The organism is Dietzia aerolata (assembly GCF_014144865.1).
Taxonomy (GTDB): domain Bacteria; phylum Actinomycetota; class Actinomycetes; order Mycobacteriales; family Mycobacteriaceae; genus Dietzia; species Dietzia aerolata.
On sequence record NZ_JAALDM010000018.1, the window covers coordinates 1 to 17,201 of the forward strand.

General features: G+C 65.5%; 16 protein-coding genes, 1 tRNA gene and 1 pseudogene. 11 read left to right on the plus strand and 7 right to left on the minus strand.

Features of this window, described 5'->3' with window-relative positions:
• The 3 genes from G6016_RS01355 to G6016_RS01365 form a co-directional block, all read right to left on the minus strand.
• Nucleotides 1-1,264 (minus strand): Re/Si-specific NAD(P)(+) transhydrogenase subunit alpha (locus G6016_RS01355; RefSeq protein WP_182630920.1); only part of this gene is annotated, 1,264 nt, incomplete at its 3' end.
• A gap of 589 nt (nt 1,265-1,853) precedes the next feature.
• Nucleotides 1,854-3,764: an Hsp70 family protein gene (locus G6016_RS01360; RefSeq protein WP_182630921.1), complete on the minus strand. Its 1,911-nt coding sequence runs from the start codon at nt 3,762-3,764 to the stop codon at nt 1,854-1,856.
• 55 nt (nt 3,765-3,819) lie between these two features.
• On the minus strand, nt 3,820-4,959 hold the full coding sequence (locus G6016_RS01365) for a DUF7373 family lipoprotein (protein WP_182630922.1): 1,140 nt from the start codon (nt 4,957-4,959) through the stop codon (nt 3,820-3,822).
• Nucleotides 4,960-5,405: 446 nt separating this feature from the next.
• Here G6016_RS01365 and G6016_RS01370 point away from each other — a divergent pair, with 446 nt between their 5' ends.
• The 5 genes from G6016_RS01370 to G6016_RS01390 all read left to right on the plus strand — a co-directional run bounded on the left by G6016_RS01370 (nt 5,406) and on the right by G6016_RS01390 (nt 11,410).
• Entirely contained in the window at nt 5,406-7,253 is a 1,848-nt protein-coding gene (locus G6016_RS01370; RefSeq protein ID WP_182630923.1) for a dynamin family protein, read from the plus strand.
• Nucleotides 7,250-8,686 carry a GTPase gene (locus tag G6016_RS01375; protein WP_182630924.1) on the plus strand — a complete coding sequence of 479 codons (1,437 nt, stop codon included), beginning with the start codon at nt 7,250-7,252 and terminating at the stop codon, nt 8,684-8,686. The genes G6016_RS01370 and G6016_RS01375 overlap by 4 nt, the downstream gene beginning before the upstream one ends.
• Nucleotides 8,687-8,807: 121 nt before the next feature.
• The gene (locus tag G6016_RS01380) at nt 8,808-9,197 is read left to right on the plus strand and encodes a hypothetical protein (RefSeq protein WP_182630925.1); all 390 of its coding nucleotides are present in this window, start codon (nt 8,808-8,810) and stop codon (nt 9,195-9,197) included.
• 7 nt (nt 9,198-9,204) lie between these two features.
• Nucleotides 9,205-9,747: an RNA polymerase sigma factor gene (locus tag G6016_RS01385; protein ID WP_182630926.1), complete on the plus strand. Its 543-nt coding sequence runs from the start codon at nt 9,205-9,207 to the stop codon at nt 9,745-9,747.
• Between the two features lie 238 nt (nt 9,748-9,985).
• The gene (locus G6016_RS01390; RefSeq protein ID WP_182630927.1) at nt 9,986-11,410 is read left to right on the plus strand and encodes a hypothetical protein; all 1,425 of its coding nucleotides are present in this window, start codon (nt 9,986-9,988) and stop codon (nt 11,408-11,410) included.
• A 346-nt stretch (nt 11,411-11,756) separates the two neighbouring features.
• Here the strand turns inward: G6016_RS01390 and G6016_RS16945 are convergent, their stop codons facing one another.
• Nucleotides 11,757-11,906: a hypothetical protein gene (locus G6016_RS16945; RefSeq protein ID WP_206682276.1), complete on the minus strand. Its 150-nt coding sequence runs from the start codon at nt 11,904-11,906 to the stop codon at nt 11,757-11,759.
• A gap of 117 nt (nt 11,907-12,023) precedes the next feature.
• On the opposite strand from G6016_RS16945, the gene G6016_RS01400 reads away from it, so the two are divergent.
• A complete protein-coding gene (locus G6016_RS01400; RefSeq protein WP_182630929.1) occupies nt 12,024-12,446 on the plus strand; it encodes a DUF4259 domain-containing protein in 423 nt (140 codons plus the stop codon).
• A gap of 10 nt (nt 12,447-12,456) precedes the next feature.
• On the opposite strand, the gene G6016_RS01405 is transcribed toward G6016_RS01400, so the two are convergent.
• Nucleotides 12,457-12,723, minus strand: a complete 267-nt coding sequence (locus G6016_RS01405; protein WP_182630930.1) for a hypothetical protein — start codon at nt 12,721-12,723, stop codon at nt 12,457-12,459.
• A 125-nt stretch (nt 12,724-12,848) separates the two neighbouring features.
• On the opposite strand from G6016_RS01405, the gene G6016_RS01410 reads away from it, so the two are divergent.
• Nucleotides 12,849-13,436 carry a hypothetical protein gene (locus tag G6016_RS01410; protein ID WP_182630931.1) on the plus strand — a complete coding sequence of 196 codons (588 nt, stop codon included), beginning with the start codon at nt 12,849-12,851 and terminating at the stop codon, nt 13,434-13,436.
• 256 nt (nt 13,437-13,692) lie between these two features.
• Nucleotides 13,693-13,869 (plus strand): annotated as a pseudogene (locus tag G6016_RS17050) (IS1380 family transposase); the annotation flags it as partial.
• Between the two features lie 266 nt (nt 13,870-14,135).
• Here the strand turns inward: G6016_RS17050 and G6016_RS01415 are convergent.
• Nucleotides 14,136-14,357 carry a transposase gene (locus G6016_RS01415; protein ID WP_182630932.1) on the minus strand — a complete coding sequence of 74 codons (222 nt, stop codon included), beginning with the start codon at nt 14,355-14,357 and terminating at the stop codon, nt 14,136-14,138.
• Between the two features lie 185 nt (nt 14,358-14,542).
• Nucleotides 14,543-14,628: transfer RNA gene (locus G6016_RS01420), tRNA-Leu, on the minus strand.
• Nucleotides 14,629-14,886: 258 nt separating this feature from the next.
• Here G6016_RS01420 and G6016_RS01425 point away from each other — a divergent pair.
• The 3 genes from G6016_RS01425 to G6016_RS01435 form a co-directional block, all read left to right on the plus strand.
• Complete coding sequence (locus tag G6016_RS01425; protein WP_182630933.1) at nt 14,887-15,759, plus strand: FhaA domain-containing protein; 873 nt, start codon at nt 14,887-14,889, stop codon at nt 15,757-15,759.
• A gap of 86 nt (nt 15,760-15,845) precedes the next feature.
• Entirely contained in the window at nt 15,846-16,304 is a 459-nt protein-coding gene (locus G6016_RS01430) for an FHA domain-containing protein FhaB/FipA (protein WP_182630934.1), read from the plus strand.
• Nucleotides 16,301-17,201, plus strand: a 901-nt coding sequence (locus G6016_RS01435; RefSeq protein ID WP_182630935.1) for a protein phosphatase 2C domain-containing protein, incomplete at its 3' end; no start/stop codon positions are given. The genes G6016_RS01430 and G6016_RS01435, both read left to right, overlap by 4 nt.

The following is a 17,201-nucleotide window of genomic DNA, read 5'->3' on the forward strand; positions in this document are numbered from 1 at the left end:
TCTTCTTCTCCGCGGGAGCCTCGGCGGGCTCGGCCGCGGCCGCCGGCGCCGGGGCGGCACTGACCTGCACTGGCGGCGGCGGCCACATGAGCTCCCCGCCGGAGGTGACGGTGACGCCACGCTGGACGACATCGTCGAAGTCCAGGGCCCAGACGCCGTCCTTGCCCGGGGTGACGAGCTTGGTCAGGTTGACCAGGTTGGTGCCGTACAGCTGCGACGCCTGCGCCGGCAGCCGCCCGGCCAGGTCGGTGTAGCCGATGATGGTGACGCCGTTCTCGGTCACCACGACCTCGTCCGCGACGGAGCCCTCGACGTTTCCGCCCTGGGCGGCGGCCATGTCGACGATGACCGAACCACGCTTCATGGAGGCCACGTCGGCGGCGGTGATCAGGCGCGGGGCTGCGCGGCCCGGGATCAGCGCCGTGGTGATGATGATGTCCACGTCCGCGGCCTGCGCGCTGTACAGCTCGGCGGCGGCCTTGTCGTAGGCCTCACTGGTGGCCTTGGCGTAGCCATCCGAGGAGACTTCCTTCTCCTCGTCCGGCACCTCGATCGGCAGGTACTCGCCACCGATGGACTTGACCTGGTCCGCGACCTCGGGCCGCGGGTCCGTGGCACGCACGATCGCGCCGAGGCTGGAGGCCGCACCGATCGCGGCGAGACCGGCCACACCGGCGCCGCCGACCAGGACCTTGGCCGGCGGGACCTTGCCCGCGGCGGTGACCTGACCGGTGAAGAACCGTCCGAAGTGGTGGGCGGCCTCGATTACGGCGCGGTAGCCGGCGATGTTGGCCATCGAGGACAGCACGTCCATCGACTGGGCGCGCGAGATGCGCGGCACCGCGTCCATGGCCAGGGCGGTCACACCCTGCTGGGTCAGACGCTCGAGCAGCTTCTCGTTCTGCGCGGGCTGCAGCAGGCTCACCAACGTGGCCCCGGACCGCAGGCGGCCGACCTCGTCCTCGGTGGGGACGGCAACCTTCATCACCACGTCGGAGGACCATGCGGCGTCACCGTCGACGAGCTCGGCTCCGGCCTCGACATACGAGGCGTCGGCGAACTCCGAGCGCGTGCCCGCACCCGACTCGACCACGACCCGGTATCCCAGGCCGATCAACTTCGCTACGGTCGCGGGCGTCGCCGCCACACGATTCTCGGCGGGATTCGACTCCGCCACGACACCGATCACCGACGGCGCAGCCGCCGTGTCGGAGACTTCGGTCTCCGGTGTCACATCGGGGATCTCTTCAAGGCTCGAGGCCATTAGGGTTTCCTTTGACAGCGTTGTAAAGAGAGCCGGGGCTTCTCGCTCCGGCTCTGACGGTCATGTTCTGCGGTTTGTATCTACTTATGTCCACGTCCCGCGACATGCAGTGCCACGAGCTGCCCGGTCGAGGGTCGTCCGTGCGGGGCTCGCGAGGCGACACTGGGCAGGTGGGTGGCCCGTGCATCGTCCGCCGCTCAGGCGTCTCTTCCGGGGGCTGGCGGGGGTGACGCCTTGACCGCCGGAAGAACTTCTGTGTGACCCTACTGGACAGAGTGCCCCCAAAAGAATCCGGGAAGGCCTGTACAGGCCGTTGTGTGAGGCATCCCACAATTACATGAGGCCCGCCTCAGGTCGGCGCGGTGAGCGTTGCGTCGGCACCGCATTCGTCAGAGACGCAGGGTCGCCCGACCACCCGGGCCACCCGCGGCGCGATGGGCTGAGGGAAAACCCAACAAAACCTAAAAGACCCGAAAAAATCCGACGACGTTCGGATTTCGCTGCAGGGATCATCGCCGGCCGAGACTTCCACCGGTAGGCGTCGGCCGGTTTGGCCCACCTGGATTTCGTACGGTCGACCTCAGAGTGGTCAGTTAAGAAGTCCGGCCCGAGTGAGGAGTTGCCGGGTGGCATCGAGGCTGTCTGTGCCGTACGTGGTCAAGCTCAGGCTTGTGACTTCGTTGGCGTAGCGGGAGTGGAACCAACTGTTTTCGTCGCCACTGATGTGGGCTGCCGCGGTTCGAGCAGGGTTTTCGATGATCTCGTTCGTGGCCACTGCGAAGTCTTCGTAGGTGCGTTTGCGGATGTTGATGAGTTCTCGGCTGGCTTTGGCAGGGTCGATGGCGAAGGCGATGTGAACGGAGTTGGCGCGGGAGAGCCCGTCGGTCAGCGGTGAGTCCGGCGATAGTTGGCAAGACACCTCCAAAGCTCCGCTGTCGGTGCGGCCATCTGGTTCGCAGGAGTCGATTGCCGAGCGCAGAGGGGTGGGCAGCGCAGCAAGAGCGACCTCTTCTGAATCGACAATGCTGTTGCCTGCGGCGGGCACGGCTGTCGGCTCATCGCCAGTGGTGTCAGCGTTCTGGAGTGCTGCCGAGCTGGGACTGGCGGCGGGGTCGAGCTCTGCCTGGTCCTCCTGCGGCCACAGGGTGTACCCGCCGACCCCCACGGCGACAACTGCGAGCACTGCTGCAGCTGCTAGGGCTGGCCCTGCCCTTCGCTTGCCGGCGGTTCTAGTGGTGGTCTCGCGTGGCTCTTGTGGGTCGGTCGCTGGTGCGCCGGTATCAGGATGGGGCGCGGTGACCGGCTGGAATCGCACGGTCGCTGGGTCGGTGAGTGGGGCGGTGGTGGGCAGTTCAAGGGTGGCCGGCGATGCAGTGGGCTGGGCAGAGGTGCTGGCGGCGGTGGAGCTGGCCGTCAGCGCGCCTTGGGACACCACAGTCTTAGGGTCATCAAGGGTGGCGACCTGTGCGATCTGCTGGAGCCGCTCATGGACCAGGGGGATCCGTGAAGAGCCGCCAGTGAGGTACAGGGCGTCGATGTCCTCGACACCGGAGAGCACGGATCGGGTCAGTGTGAGGGCGCGGTCCAGTGCGGGGTCGATGATCTCGTCGAACTCTTCGCGAGTGATGTGAAAGCGCTCGGGGCCGTCAGGGGAGGGGACGCTGACTGTGGCCGAGGGGGCCTCAGACAGCAACTCTTTGGCCGCGCGGATCGACTCGTCCAGGGCGAGGCGTTCGTGCATCGGCGCGGTGCTGCGGAGGTAGGTCAACAGGTCGGGGTCGCGATTGTCGATCTGCTCATCGAGCCAGCGCCGTAGTGCGGCGTCGAAGTTCTTGCCGCCGAGGCTGTTGTCTCCTCGAGCGGCGATGACGTCGAAGTGACCATCTGGGCTGGCGTTAAGGACGGCGATGTCGAGGGTCCCGCCGCCGAAGTCGAAGACAGCGATCCGTGAACCCGGGACGACTGTGTGGGATTGCGAGTAGTAGTGCGCGGCGGCGCGTGGCTCCGACACGGTCTCCACCGTCGTTGCTGCCAGGCCGAGCTTGGCGGCGGCCTGGCGCAGCACGTCGATTTCCCGGGGCGACCAGTCCTCGGGGTGGGTTAAGACTAGGCGTGCGGGCTCGGCGCCGTTGTGGGCGGTGAGCGCTCGACGCAGGACGGTGTTCAGCACTGCTGCAACCGGTGCCGCCGCGGGGAGGTCGTATCCGTTGACGGTGACCTCCCCGTGGGCGATGACCCGCTTCGGGGACGGCAGAAAGCCGGCCGGATTTCCTTGGGCCTTGTTCGCCGCCACGTCTGCGACATCGATCTGGTTCGGGGACTCGACGTAGACCGCCGAGGAGATCGTGGCGCCACGATGCTGCAGGGCCAGGGTCTCCACGTGCCCAGATACGGGGTTTGTGTGAGCGGCCGCGGTGTTGGAGGTGCCGAAGTCGATAGCCAGTGACCAGCCCTGGACTGTCGATCCGCGGGGATCGGCGGGCGTGAGGGGCTGGTGCATGGTGTCTCCGGTTCGATACGAAGGTCAACAGAGCAGGTTGTGTCCCGCCGTGCGGTCAGGCGTCCTGGTCTGCGTGTCCCAGGATGAGGTGCTGGGCCGAGATCAGCTGGTGCGCCTCGGTGAGGGAGTCAGAGGTGGCTTCCCCGACGTAGCGGCCGTTGGTGATGTAACAGGCGTTCTGCTCGCCGAACTCGGTCATTCTGGTCAAGCAGGTCGCGCCCGCTAGACCCGCCGGAGACTCAGCTGAGCTGAAGCCATGGTTGGTCAGGTCGCGGCTGAACTTTTCGACGATTGTCGTGGCGCCCGCGTCTTTGTCTGCCCGGTAGACCACGGTGCGCCCGACTGCATTGTGGGCCGAGCCGACCTCTTCTAGTACTTGGTAGGAGGAGGTCGGGTTCAGGGCGCCGTGGGCCATTCCGCGGGGGCCGTAGACAGCCATGTCCCGGCCATCGGCATCGCCCGGGACGCCCGGGACGGTGTAGATCAGGAGGTCGTTCTGGTCCATCATCGGCAGGTCGACAGGGACACCGTCGTTCTGACTGTCAGTGGGAGTTGCGGGGAACCGGTCGATGAGGGGCTTCTGCAGCTCGAGTGCCTTGCCCAGGGCCCGCTCAGCCCACTTCGCGTTGTCGATGGGGGCGGCCGCCCAGTCGTAGATGACGTAGTCATCGTGGGCGACGATGGACTGGCGAACGGCGCGGTCGCCGGCTGGGTTGAGATCGTCGGTGCGCTGACTGGTCAGAGCGTCGTTGAGACGGGAGTCCAGCGGAATCCACGCGTCGTAGGCCACGTCGTACTCGTCGGCGGAGGTGAGCGTGGCCTCCTGCAGATCACGGGCGATTGTCTGCGCATCCTCCGGGTTGGCGGCACGCAACACCAGGTGCACCAGATCGTTGGGAACATCGGTGGCATCCAGCGTGGTGGTGTCGGCTGCGGTGGCGTAGCCGTAGAGGATCCCGGTCTGATCCACCGCCTCGACCATGGGTTGGGAAAGCGACATGGATAGCTGGCCGGCGTGCTTGATTACCGTTGGGTTGGCGTTGGCGACCAGCTCGGGGTCGACCTCAAAGGGCAGCGTCACGAACTCGGCCAGGCGCTGGCCCTCGATTTCGATGATGTTGTCGTTGGTGGCACGCCCGAACGGTGCAGCGGGCGTCGTCGGAAAGTCCCCGGTGTCCAGTGCTGACTCGTCCACGCTGGCAGCCTCGACAACGGTCGTCGACTGATCGCCGGTGCCCGCCGTGTCAGCATTGTCTGCCGCGGCAATATCATTAGCTCCGGTTCCGCACCCTGTCATGAGCGTTGCGGCGCCAACCAGGGCCATCGCTCGAATTCGCCATGATCGCGTCATCGTCATTGCTGTCCTTGTCGTCGGTGGCCGAGTCTTGCGCCCAGCCTCTTACCCAGTCCGATGCGCCGGCGGGCAGAAAAGTTCCAGTGTGTTTCTCCGCAAGCTGCCCTCTGACAAAAATGTGGGTTCGAGAACCGCGCGAGAACCACGCACATGATGTCGTACTCGTGACCAAATTTGGGGTGCTAACTTTCGTGTGAAACACCACAGTGCTGCCAGCAAGCAGCGACCCCAACGGTGCAGGCGAAGTAGTTAGGGTGATGCGACCAGATCGTCGGAAAGCGGGGGACGTGGACAGAATTGACACGGCGCAGTCGGCCGAACCGGCGACACAGCGCGCTCGCGAACTGCTGTCCACGATGGGCGAAATTCTGGGAAAGTACGGCGAGCAAGAGATCGCCGACCTGGCACAGTTTCGCGCATCCGGGACGACCCAGACCCGTTCGGCGGTGGTGGTAGGAGAGGTCAAACGAGGAAAGAGCTACCTCGTCAATGCACTGGTCGGCAGGCGCGATGCTTCACCGGTGGGCGTGGAGGTCACCACCGCGACCACGCTGGCTGTGGGGCCTGCCAGCCAGACTCATCCCGACGGGGTCGTCACGCTCTGGTTCCCCGGACACACCGAGCAGATTCCACACGCTGAACTAGCCGGTTGGGTCACTCGATACGGCCAACATGTCGTCGATCCGGCAGTTGATGCCCTGCCCACGCGGGCGCACGTCCCCGTGCGGGACAGTTCCATGGGGGACCTGATCGTCGTCGACACCCCGGGCGTGGGTGGTCTGGATCCGTCATTTGCGGGCCTTGCGGCCTCGAACGCCGAACAGGGGCGTGTCTTAGTGGTGGTCTGTGATGCCACCACCCCGATCACTGCACCGGAGATGGAGTTCATTCGTCGTACAGGCGGCGGTGTCGAGGCATTGATCGTGGCGGTGACCAAGACGGACAAGAATTTGCGTCGGTGGCGGCCGATCGTGGAGCAGAACCGTGCGTTGCTGCGCGAGCACATTGGCCGAGACATCCCCGTGGTCGGGGTTTCCAGTCTGCGGGCGGTCACCGCGGCCGAGATGCCGCCGGGGCCAGAGCGTGACCGCGAGGAGGAGGAATCCGGGATCGCGCAGCTGCGGCGCGAGATCACGTCCCGTATGGCCACGGCAGAGAACCTGCCGCTGGCAAACGGTCTGCGAACAGCCGCGGAGCCAGTCAAGATGCTGGCTGGTCGAGAAGCCGACACCGCTTCTGCGCTGACCGATACTGTTCGTGCGCTGCCGGAGCTGACAGCGAAAGTAGCGCAGCTGGAGCGGCTGCGGGCAGATACTAACCAGTGGGAACTGCACCTCCAACGAGACTTGACGATGATCCGCCAGCACGCCACTGCAGAGCTGGACCGGCGGCTGGCCCAGCTGCGAGAAGAATGGACCACCCGGATCGGCAAGAGCGGGATGGCAGTGCTTCGCCGGGATCCGCAGTACTTCACCGCCCGGATGGAGAACGACTACCGCGAAGCGATCGCTGCCTCGGTGTCGGTGTTTGTCGCTGAGGTGCATTCACGCATCGTGCACCCGCGATTTTCCTCCGAGGTCGTGTGGGAAGAAATTCGCACCATCCTCGAATCCGGACTGGCCGGCTCCGAGCTCACCACGCACAAGGTGGCCTCCAAAACCGACAATGTGCTCGACCCGTCGATGATCACGATGGGAGTGGTGGGGTCCACAGCGATCGCCGGAATCGTCGGGGTGTCAACTCTGATGGGGGTCGGGGCTGTGGTGGGCGTGGCCTGGGTCGGCGTCAACCTGGGACACCGCATCATGCGCTCAGGCAAAACCAACCTGCTGCAGTGGATGCGCGAGACCAGCAGCGCAACCAAAACTGCCACCGCCCGCCGGTTCGAGGCGGCTATCGCCCAAGCTCGCCCCGAGATCGTCATCAGGTACCGCGACCACCTCAAAACCTCTATCGCCGAACTGCAAAGCCAGATCGCCCAGGCACAGGAAGCGGACCGCGTCGATACTGCCGAACGGAACAAGACCATCGAACGCCACCAAAAGAACAGCGCCATCCTGACCAAGTACGCCACCCTCGCCGAAGAGCTCATCGGCGAGCTGGCAGGAGTTCCCGCCCAGGAGCACGCACTGTGACCACGCCCGCCACATCAGAAAGTCGGGGATCCGATCCAGTCACCGCCCGACTGGACCGGGCCTTGCACGACCTCGCGGCGATCAGCCCCGATCTGATCGACAATGCCAACCGCATCGGATCGATTCTGTGGGCCCCACCCCGCGTGGTCATCGTCGGACGACTGAAAGCAGGCAAGTCCACCCTGGTCAACGCCCTGGTGGGGGCGCGGGTGGCCGCAACAGCCGCGCTCGAGGCGACCTCGGTGGTGTCGATCTACCAGGAAGGCAGTCCAGCCAGAGCGGAAGCAGTGCTGCACAATGGCCAACGGCTGCGAGCCCCGGCCATCAAGGGGACACTGTCATCGCTGCCTGCAGAGGCCGATCAGATCAGCTACCTGCATCGATGGCTGCCCTCGGCATCAATCCGCGACTACACTCTGATCGACACTCCAGGTCTGGGAACTCTGACCACTGAGAACGATCGGCGCACCCGCCGGGTCCTCATCGATGGCTTCGAGCAAACACGAGTCGCATCCGTGGACGCCGACGCCGCGGTTTTCCTGTTCGACTCCGCTCCCCGAGCCGATGAGATCGACTTCCTGCGCCGACTCGGGGTCACCCCTCTCAACACCCTCGGGGTGCTGTCTCGGGCCGACGGGTTCGGTGAAGGCGCCCTCGGCGTCAGAGATCCGCTCGAGCACGCGGCCGAGCACTCACGCCGTCTCGCGGCAGATCTGGCGGGCACGGTCATGACAGTCATGCCTGTGGCCGGCCTTCTGGCAGAGACCACCCACACCGGAGCATTGACCGAGCAGGATGCCCGGCACTTGGCCGAGCTTGCCCACTTTGAGCCACGGGAGCTGGTGTCCACTCTCGATCGGCCTGACCCGGCCCCGCTCCCGGCCGCTGTGCGCGACCGACTGCTGGACCTACTCGGAGAAGACGGTGTCCTGCGGGGCCGCGAGATCGCGACGCAGGGAGCGGCCGCCCTCAACGCGTGGTTGGCAGAGCGCTCCGGCGTGCCAGCGCTGCGCCGAATCCTCGCAGATGAGCTCGGTGCCTTCGCGAGGCTGCATCGAGCCGGGCGAATTGTTCGGGAACTGGAATCGCTGGCCTACACCCACTCCGCACGCGATGAGATACGCACCGTTGTCGACGGCCTGCGCACCGACCCTGCAGTATTCGACGTCGTCCTGCTCGGTCACCTGACCGCCATGCTCGGGGCCGATCCGACATCTGAGGTGACCACCGAACTGCGACGCATGGTCGAAAACCCGACCCTTCCGTCCAAACTCGGTCTGCCCTCCACCGCGGGCCCTGACGAGATCACACGCACTGCCCTCGATCTCCGAGCTCAGGCGCACTCCCGCTCGCTGTCGACCCTCACCGCAGCAGAGGACTCCGCCTTGGCCACCCTTATCCACGTTTACGGTCACGTGGGAGCCGGTCGATGATCACGACACTGTCCGGACAGATGACGAGCATCTTGCTACTCACGGGAACCTCCGACCCCGCCCGGGCATCCCACTTGCAGGACGGCGGGCGCCCGTGCCTGCCCCGAACGGAAGGAACACTATGACCTCCCCTGCGGATGACTTGCTGGGATTGGCTGACCTCGACCCGGTCGAACCACCGGCAGGACTGTTTGACCGCCTCCTCGCAGTGGCCCTGGACCCCGCCACGCCGCCGGCTGATGACTCATTTCTGCCACGCGATGTCAGCGCAAACGATCATGACCAGATCGACCTGACCGACTTCGACACAGACCACGTCCCCACCACAGGCTCCTCTGATCTCGACGCTGATAGCCCTCACGAGTCCGAGCCGGACTCTGGCGGGCCGTTGGCGGACGTCGATAGCGGGCTCGGGGACCTTGACGAGCCGGACACGACTCCGGATGCGGGGGATCAGGACGGCGTCGGTGATGTCGAGCCCGGTGTCGACGACCTCGATTTGGGGATGTGACGGGCAGATGACCAGTGCTTTGGAGCGTGAGGACGAAACGCGCCTGCTTCAGGCCGCCCGGGCCGGCGACCAGCAGGCGTTCGCCCAGCTGGCTTCCGCCAGCCGATCCCGACTGTGGGCGGTATGCCTTCAAATTTGCGGCAACTCTCACGACGCGGAAGATGCACTCCAAGACGCACTGATCTCCGCCTGGCAGCATCTGGACAAGTTCGATGGCCGAGCACGCTTTTCCACCTGGGCCTACCGGATAGCCGCTAACGCCGCCCTGTCTCGAGTCCGCAAACGCCGAGACATCCCGGAGGAAGACGCAGGGCTCGACCAGGCCTCGACCGCCAGCGCGGTCGCAGACAAGGTCACCACCGTCGTCGTGGTGCGCCGAGCACTCGCCGACCTTCCCCCGGACTTTCGAGAAGCGCTCGTGCTGCGTGAATACGCAGGCCTGGACTACCAAGAGATCGCCACCCACCAAGGCATCCCCGTACAAACAGTCAAGAGCCGGCTCAACCGCGCCCGCACCGCACTCAAAGCAGCCCTTATTGAGGCAGCCTGAGATGCACAGAAGGTGGAACCCCCTAGCTGGGTTCTGCTCCTAGATACTGCTTTCACGGCTTGTGAGCACCGTAAATACCGTTGACGACGGCGCTCCAGAAAATAGTTCTAGAAACCCGGGAACCTTTCGTCTCTGTGCCGCCTCCTATGTGTGACCGGCAAGCGAGAGCGACACCGGAACAGAACAGACCACACTGCAGCAAGGCCGAATCGCTGCAACACCCACCCAGGAGAACACCATGTCCGGTTTCGATGCCACCGCCCAGACCCCCGCCGCGAACGACAACACCACGCAGGACTCGGCCCTGTCCGAAGGCACGGTCCAGCTGGGCGCCGCCGACACCAACGCGGACGGCCTCATCGACCTGCGTCAGTACGACACCGACGGCGACGGCCGAGTCGACGCCGTGTCCCGCGACCTCGACGGCGACGGCAAGCCGGATGTAGTCGAGTTCGACACCGACGGCGACGGGATCATCAACAGCGTTGTCGGTGACATGAACGGAGACGGCTCGGTCGACACCAAGGCGGTCGATACGACGAACGATGGACTGCTCGACAACCGCTACGCCGACACCGACGCCGATGGCTTCCTGGACCGGACCGAAGTCGACACCAACGCAGACGGCCAGCCGGACGTCATCGCGATCGACACCGACGGGGACGGACGCGCTGACGAGATCCAGTACGACACGAACGGTGACGGCACGGTGGACTACCGTGAGATCGTCTCCGCCGACGGGACCATTGCCGCCACCGGCGGATCCTCCGGCGCTGTCTCTGCTGCGCAAGCCGCGTCGGGCGAGGCGCTGCGCAATGAGCTCGGGCCCGAAGACGCGCTTCGGTACGACGCTCACGGCCCCAATCAGCCGGCCCCCGCTTCTGCCCCGGAGGCTGCGGAGAACCAGACCGTTAGCCCGGCCGGCGCCCCTGCCGCGCCCGAGGGCGGCGTCGAGGTCGATACCGACGGCGACGGCGTCCCCGATGCGATCGCATACGACACCAACGGCGACGGACAGTTCGACACCATGCTGGTCGACACGGACCGCGACGGTGTCACCGACCTGCTGGCCACCGATACCACCGGCAACGGCGCCTTCGACACCCTCGAATTCGACACCGACGGGGACGGGATCGGCGACCGCATGCTGGTCGATGCCGACGGCGACGGCACCTACGAACGCGAGATCCTCGACACCAATGGTGACGGCTACTACGACAACGAGGGGTTGGTTGACGAAGCCGCCGGCGACGCGCCCGGCGCGGGCTCTGCCGAGGGCCCCGACACTGAGGCCTCTGCCGAGAACCCGGTCGTTAACCAGACCGGCGCCCCCGCCGCACCGGAGGGCGGAGAGGTCATCGATCTCGACGGAGATGGCTTTGCCGACGGGTTCGCCTACGACACCAACGGTGACGGGCAGGTCGACATGAAGATCATCGACACCGACGGCGACGGCGTCACCGACATGATGGCCACCGATACCACCGGCAGCGGCACCTTCGACACCATCGAGCTCGACCAAAACGGCGACGGAATCGGCGACCGCATGATGATCGACACCGACGACGACGGCATCCACGACGTCGAGCTCATTGACACCGACGGCGACGGCTACTACGACACCGAGAACCTGATCAACGGAGACGACACCATGCCCGTCTGAAACTGACGACCCCGACTGCGCCCCGGCCCAACCGTCCACTCATGGACTTGGGCCGGGGCGAACTCTTGCTCAGGCAGCGTCCCGTTAAGCGCTACTCCGTGACGAGCACCTCGCCACGAGCAATCCACCCACCATTTGAGATCGGCGGGGCTGTGAGTAGGCGGGCAGAGTACGGCGAGCAAAGCAACCCAGTGCTATTCAAAGCGCCGCTGCGCTGGCGCTGACTGCAGTGGCGCTGTCTAGCTTCGTTGTAAACTTCTAGAGTCGCCGTGCCCATTCAAGGCGGCGTAGAGATGGTCAATTCGACATTGAGGGTCGTGCTTTTGATCGGTTTACTTCCGCCGCGCTAAGGGTGCAGCAGTCCCTCGCTTGCGCGGGCCGCACTGGTCAACGGCAGCACCTCGGAGCTGGCAAAGCAGCGGACCGTGATGGTCCTGGTGGTGTCCGTGGTGATCGCGCTGCTGATCCTCGCGGGGATGTTCGTCGCCGAGTTCATTATCGGACTTCATCGCCCAGCGAAACGCCGCGCGGTCCGGCTGAACGGTGAGATCTCCAACATCGGACCTGCACGGCGGGTCCCGGACCATCAATCGATCTGAGACAGGAGAAGGACATGGGCGCATGGGGTAGCGGGATCTTTCAGAACGACGACGCGTCCGACTGGGCGGCGGAGTTCGACGAGGCCGATCCGTCCGAACGGGCCGACCTGGTGACGGAGGCGCTCGACACAGCGGTCGAGGATGCGGCCGAGGGTGAGCTGGACGCCGACGTGGCGGGACAGGCGCTGGCCGCGGCGGCACTGGTGGCGAGGCTCTCGCCGGGAGGGGGCGCGGTGGACCTGGAGGGAGGCCCGTCGGCGACGGACGTCCCCGGGTTGGAGGTCGACGACACCGTGCGAGCCACTGCGGCCAAAGCTGCGCGTGCCGCGATCGATGAGAGTTCGGAGTGGCACGAACTCTGGAGCGAGGCAGGTTCGCTCGACGAGGCGATGTCGCCGGTGACCGAGATCCTCCGCGTGCTCGAGCCGATGAGCTGAGTCCTGCAGGTTACGGCCAGAAGTACGGGTAGATCCCCTGGGCGAACACCAGGACCGGCACGTAGGCGAGCATCAGCAGCAGGTCGGCGGCGTCGAGCCAGCCGCGCATCTCGGCCCGGTTCACCTCGTTGAGCTTCACCGTCCCGGACAGGGCGAATCCGACCAGCAACACCGCGGCTGCCGACGCCCAGATCACGATCGCCACCCAGTCGGGCACCCCGAGCCAGGTGGGTAGTCGGAACGCGGTGATCAGCAGGGCGAACGCGCCGGCTGCCACCAGGGGGCTGTGTCGGGGTACCGGCTGCCGCCCGCGTCGCCGCGAGCCGGCGGCGACCTCTCGCCAGTAGAGTACTCAGAGAGCGTGAGAAACGCCGATGACGATATTGAGTTTGTTAGGTGACGATGGATATCGATCCGAATGATCCACCACTTGGCACGGTGTATGCGGTGCCGTTGAGTGGGCTGTTAGCTGAGCCCGGTAGGTGGGGTGTGATTCAGGTTGTGTCGAAGGGTGATCAAGCCGATCTGGGCGATGGCCCTGTCACATTTGGTAAGCCGTGGGGTTGCGTGGTGATCGGTTTCGATGCGGTCTTCGATGCCCCGCCCTCGATTGAGGATCTCGATGAGGTGCTCCGGTCGGAGCCTATCGTCCTGGAGAGGGTCATCACCTTTGCGCATAGCGACCAACACTGGGAGCTCGTCGGTCACTCCGCTGTGCACGTCAAGGTCCCGGTGCCTCTGTACAGGCGGGGGCAGATGGACGACACCTGTTATTGCACCGACGTATTTCACGGGGTCGAGTTCACATTGCCGATCAAAGAATGTGAAAATGTCTATCCGTTTAGCGTAACAACGGCGAATACACTGTCGAGTACGTTGATTATTGCAATGGAAGTGGAGCCGGAATTCTCTGAGTTGATAAAGGAGATTGCGGACCCAAAGTACTTTTACCGAGGAATTATTGGTAAGTTCCGCGCGTTGGACCTGTAAGAGCTGCCGCCTCGTTCGAAATGAAGGGCGCAGGTTTTGATGTTCCCGGTTGTCGGGGTGTGATTCAGGTGGGCGAGCCCGCCAGGGCCACGTCCGGACCTGAGTTCCACAAGTTGACGGCGATTCATGGCTCGCGCGGGTGAATCTGCCTGGTCACAGCGTTGGGAGCGTGAGTAGCGGGGCACTAATCGGGTGGTGATTGGGCGCCACCGGACCATGACTACCGTCAGCTACAAGGATCTGCTAGCTAGCCTAGTCATTGTTCGAGGACATCGAGGGGTGGCGTTACCAGGCGTTTGTCGCCAACACCCGTACCGGACAGTTGCAGTTTCTTGAAGCACCGCACCGAGCTCACGCCCGATCCGAGGTCCGGATCCGCCACGCCAAAGACACCGGCCTCGGCCGCCTGCCCTCACACGAATTCGCTGTGAATGGCCACACGGGCGTGTAGGGGACGACGGATAGCCAGTTCCGCTGGAGTACCTCGGAACCGTGTGTTGCGCATCCTGCGCGACGCGAGCTCGCTCGACGAAGCTGGACGGTACTGCACGTGGAAGTCCCTAAACTCGTCCGGGCTGGCGGCGAGGTCGTAGCTTACGAGATCCGCGCCCGAGATGTCCCTGGCAGAAACCAGCTTGTAATGCGCTTCTCGTCGGATCACCACGCGGTCTTCTTGGACTCGCGGTTCTCCTTTTCCAGCTACGCCAGACGGGCGTCCCTATCGGCAGACAGCGACAAGGCGTCCTCGCCCGCGGCCTGGGCTTTGCGGACCCAGGTCCTAAGTGCTTCGCGGTGCACGCCGAGCTCTTCGGCGATCCGCATGATCGCACCGCGCGCCCAGCCGGGGTCGGCCAGTGCTTCCAGCGCCATCCGCGCCGCTCGTTCACGAAGCTCATCCGGATACTTGCGAGGTGCTCCCATAGCGTTGATGACCCCTTCCCGGGTAATCGATGTCTCCATCAAACCCGGGGCGCTACACCAACGAAGCGGGAGCGGTCCTCTAGCCTCCCGCCCAGTTGTCAACGCAGCCCCTCAATCCCCGTAAACTAACGTAGCCGCAGGTCACGACTTTGTGACCTGCGGCTACGATTGGGCTTAACCGCCCATGGTGGGCGAAGGGGGACTTGAACCCCCACGTCCCGAAGGACACTGGCACCTGAAGCCAGCGCGTCTGCCATTCCGCCACTCGCCCGAGTAACGCTCGAATACGTTAACACGCGCCGAACGGTGCCTACTAATCCGCAGGTGGGAGGCGGTCCCGGCAATTGGAGGAGATCGCGGTCGGGGCGCGGTTCGGACTTTCTCGCGTGCTTAGATCCGACTTCGCCTCTATGATCGACCGGATGCTGCCGACAGGCGGCTCGACGCGTCGTGCCCACCGGGCAGCGACACCACACAGGAGCGCGACGCGAAGACCGTCGCGGCGGAGGGCAACGGAGAGGAGGCGGACGTGGGAATCGTCGGCAAGTTCGAGAAGACACTGCAGGGCGCCGTGGGCGATGCGTTCGCCCGACTCTTCGGCGGCAAGGTGGTCGCGGCCGAGGTGGAGGCCCAACTGCGCAAGCAGGCGGAGGCGTCCCTCAAGGTCGTCGACGGGCACCTGCTGGTGTCGAACAGCTACACCATCACCCTGGCCCGCTCCGATTACGCCTCGTTCACCGAGGACGAGGCGCTGGCCGTCAGAACTTTCTCCCGCCACCTCTCGGACCACATCTCCGAGCAGGGATGGGAGACGTACGGCCCGGTGGCCGTGACGTTCGTCGAGCGCGACGATCTCCATACCGGGCAGATGCGCATCGACGGGGTCGTGGACCCCGATGCAGTTCCGTTCCATATCTCGGCCGCCGCGCCGGCTCCGGCCCCGGGTCACCCGGCGCCGTCGTCGCCCGGGTCCGATCCTTCGTGGGCGAGCAAGGAGAACAACGACATGCAGGCACCCGCGTCCAATTATCCGGTCGAGTCGCGGTCGGCGTCCCAGGGCGCCGGCTGGGGCGGCCCGTCCGATGCCCCGACCCGCATCACCCAGGGCCGGTCGTCACTGACGGTCACACTGCACCTCGAGGACGGTTCCGGCCGGACGTTCCGCCTCCAGCGGGGCTCCAACCTGCTCGGCCGCGGCCAGGACGCGGCGTTCCGGCTCCCGGACACCGGAGTTTCGCGCCAGCACGCCGACATCCGCTTCGACGGTCGGGAAGCGATCCTGACGGACCTCGGATCGACCAACGGCACCACCGTCAACGGCGGCCCGGTCCAGGACTGGCAGCTCGCCGACGGCGACATGATCCGCGTAGGACACTCGGAGATCGTCGTACGGTTCGACTAGCCTCTAATTCTGCATAACTCTCCCGGAACCCCCGGGGACGATGACACGTTGATAGAAGTGACCGGACCGATGAGGGGAGAACAGCGATGCAGGGACTCGTACTGCAGCTCTCGCGTGGCCTTCTGCTGGTCCTGTTGTGGCTGTTCATCTACCTGACCCTGCGCGCGCTCAAGACGGACGTGTTCGGCAACGTGGGCATGCGCTCGGGCAACCGAGGTGAGCGCAAGGGCGGCATCTTCAACCGCACGTCCAATGCCATCAGGCATCTGGTGGTCACCCAGGGCGCGCTCGCGGGAACCCGCATCACGCTGACCGAACAGCCGGTCCTGCTGGGCCGCGCCGATTCGTGCACGCTGGTGATAGACGACGATTACGCGTCCAATCAACACGCCAGACTGTCCCCACACGGCCCTGACTGGTTCCTCGAAGACCTGGGCTCGACCAACGGTACCTATCTGGGCAGATCGAGGGTCACCACTCCGATCAAGGTGGAGGCCGGCACGCCGATACGGATCGGCAAGACCGTGATCGAGCTCCGCGCGTGACACCCGCTCTCGTCTACACCGCGCGTTCCCATCTGGGAATGGTGCGGGAGAACAACGAGGATTCCGCCTACGCGGGTCCCCGACTTCTGGCGCTCGCGGACGGGATGGGCGGTCACGCGGCCGGGGAGATCGCCAGCCAGTTCGTGGTCGCGGCCCTGGCCAAGTTGGACGAGGACGAGCCGGGCCAGGACCTCACCGGCACCCTCACCCACGCACTCACCATCGGCAACGAGGCGATCGCGGCGCACGTCGAGGCGCACCCCGAGACCGAGGGCATGGGCTGCACCGCCACGGCGCTGCTGTTCGACGGCCGCCGGATGGGCCTGATCCACGTCGGCGATTCGCGCGCCTACCTGCTGCGCGACGGCACGCTGTCGCAGATCACCAAGGACGACACGTTCGTGCAGTCGCTGGTCGACCGCGGCGAACTGTCGGAGGATGAGGCGCACTCGCATCCGCGCCGCTCGCTGATCCTCAAGGCGCTCACGGGCGAGCCGGTCGAGCCGACCGTGGTGACGCGCGAGGCCCGGATCGGCGACCGCTACCTGCTCTGCTCGGACGGCCTGTCCGATCCGGTGAGTACCGCGACCATCTCCGAGACCCTCGCCACCGGCAGCCCCGACGAGGCCGCCGACCGTCTGGTGCAGCTGGCCCTGCGGTCGGGCGGGCCGGACAACATCACCGTCGTGGTGGCGGACGTAGCCGATTCGCCGCGCAACACGCCCACCATCCCGGTCGTGGTGGGCGCCGCCTCCACCGACGAGCCAGGGGTCGTAGATCCGGCCGCCGATCCGTACTCCGGAACCGCCGCGGGTAAGGCCGCCGCGTTCTCGCGCGCCCAATCCGCGTCACGGACCGGCGCCGCGGGAGCCGCCGGAGCCGCGGGGGCGGCCGGAG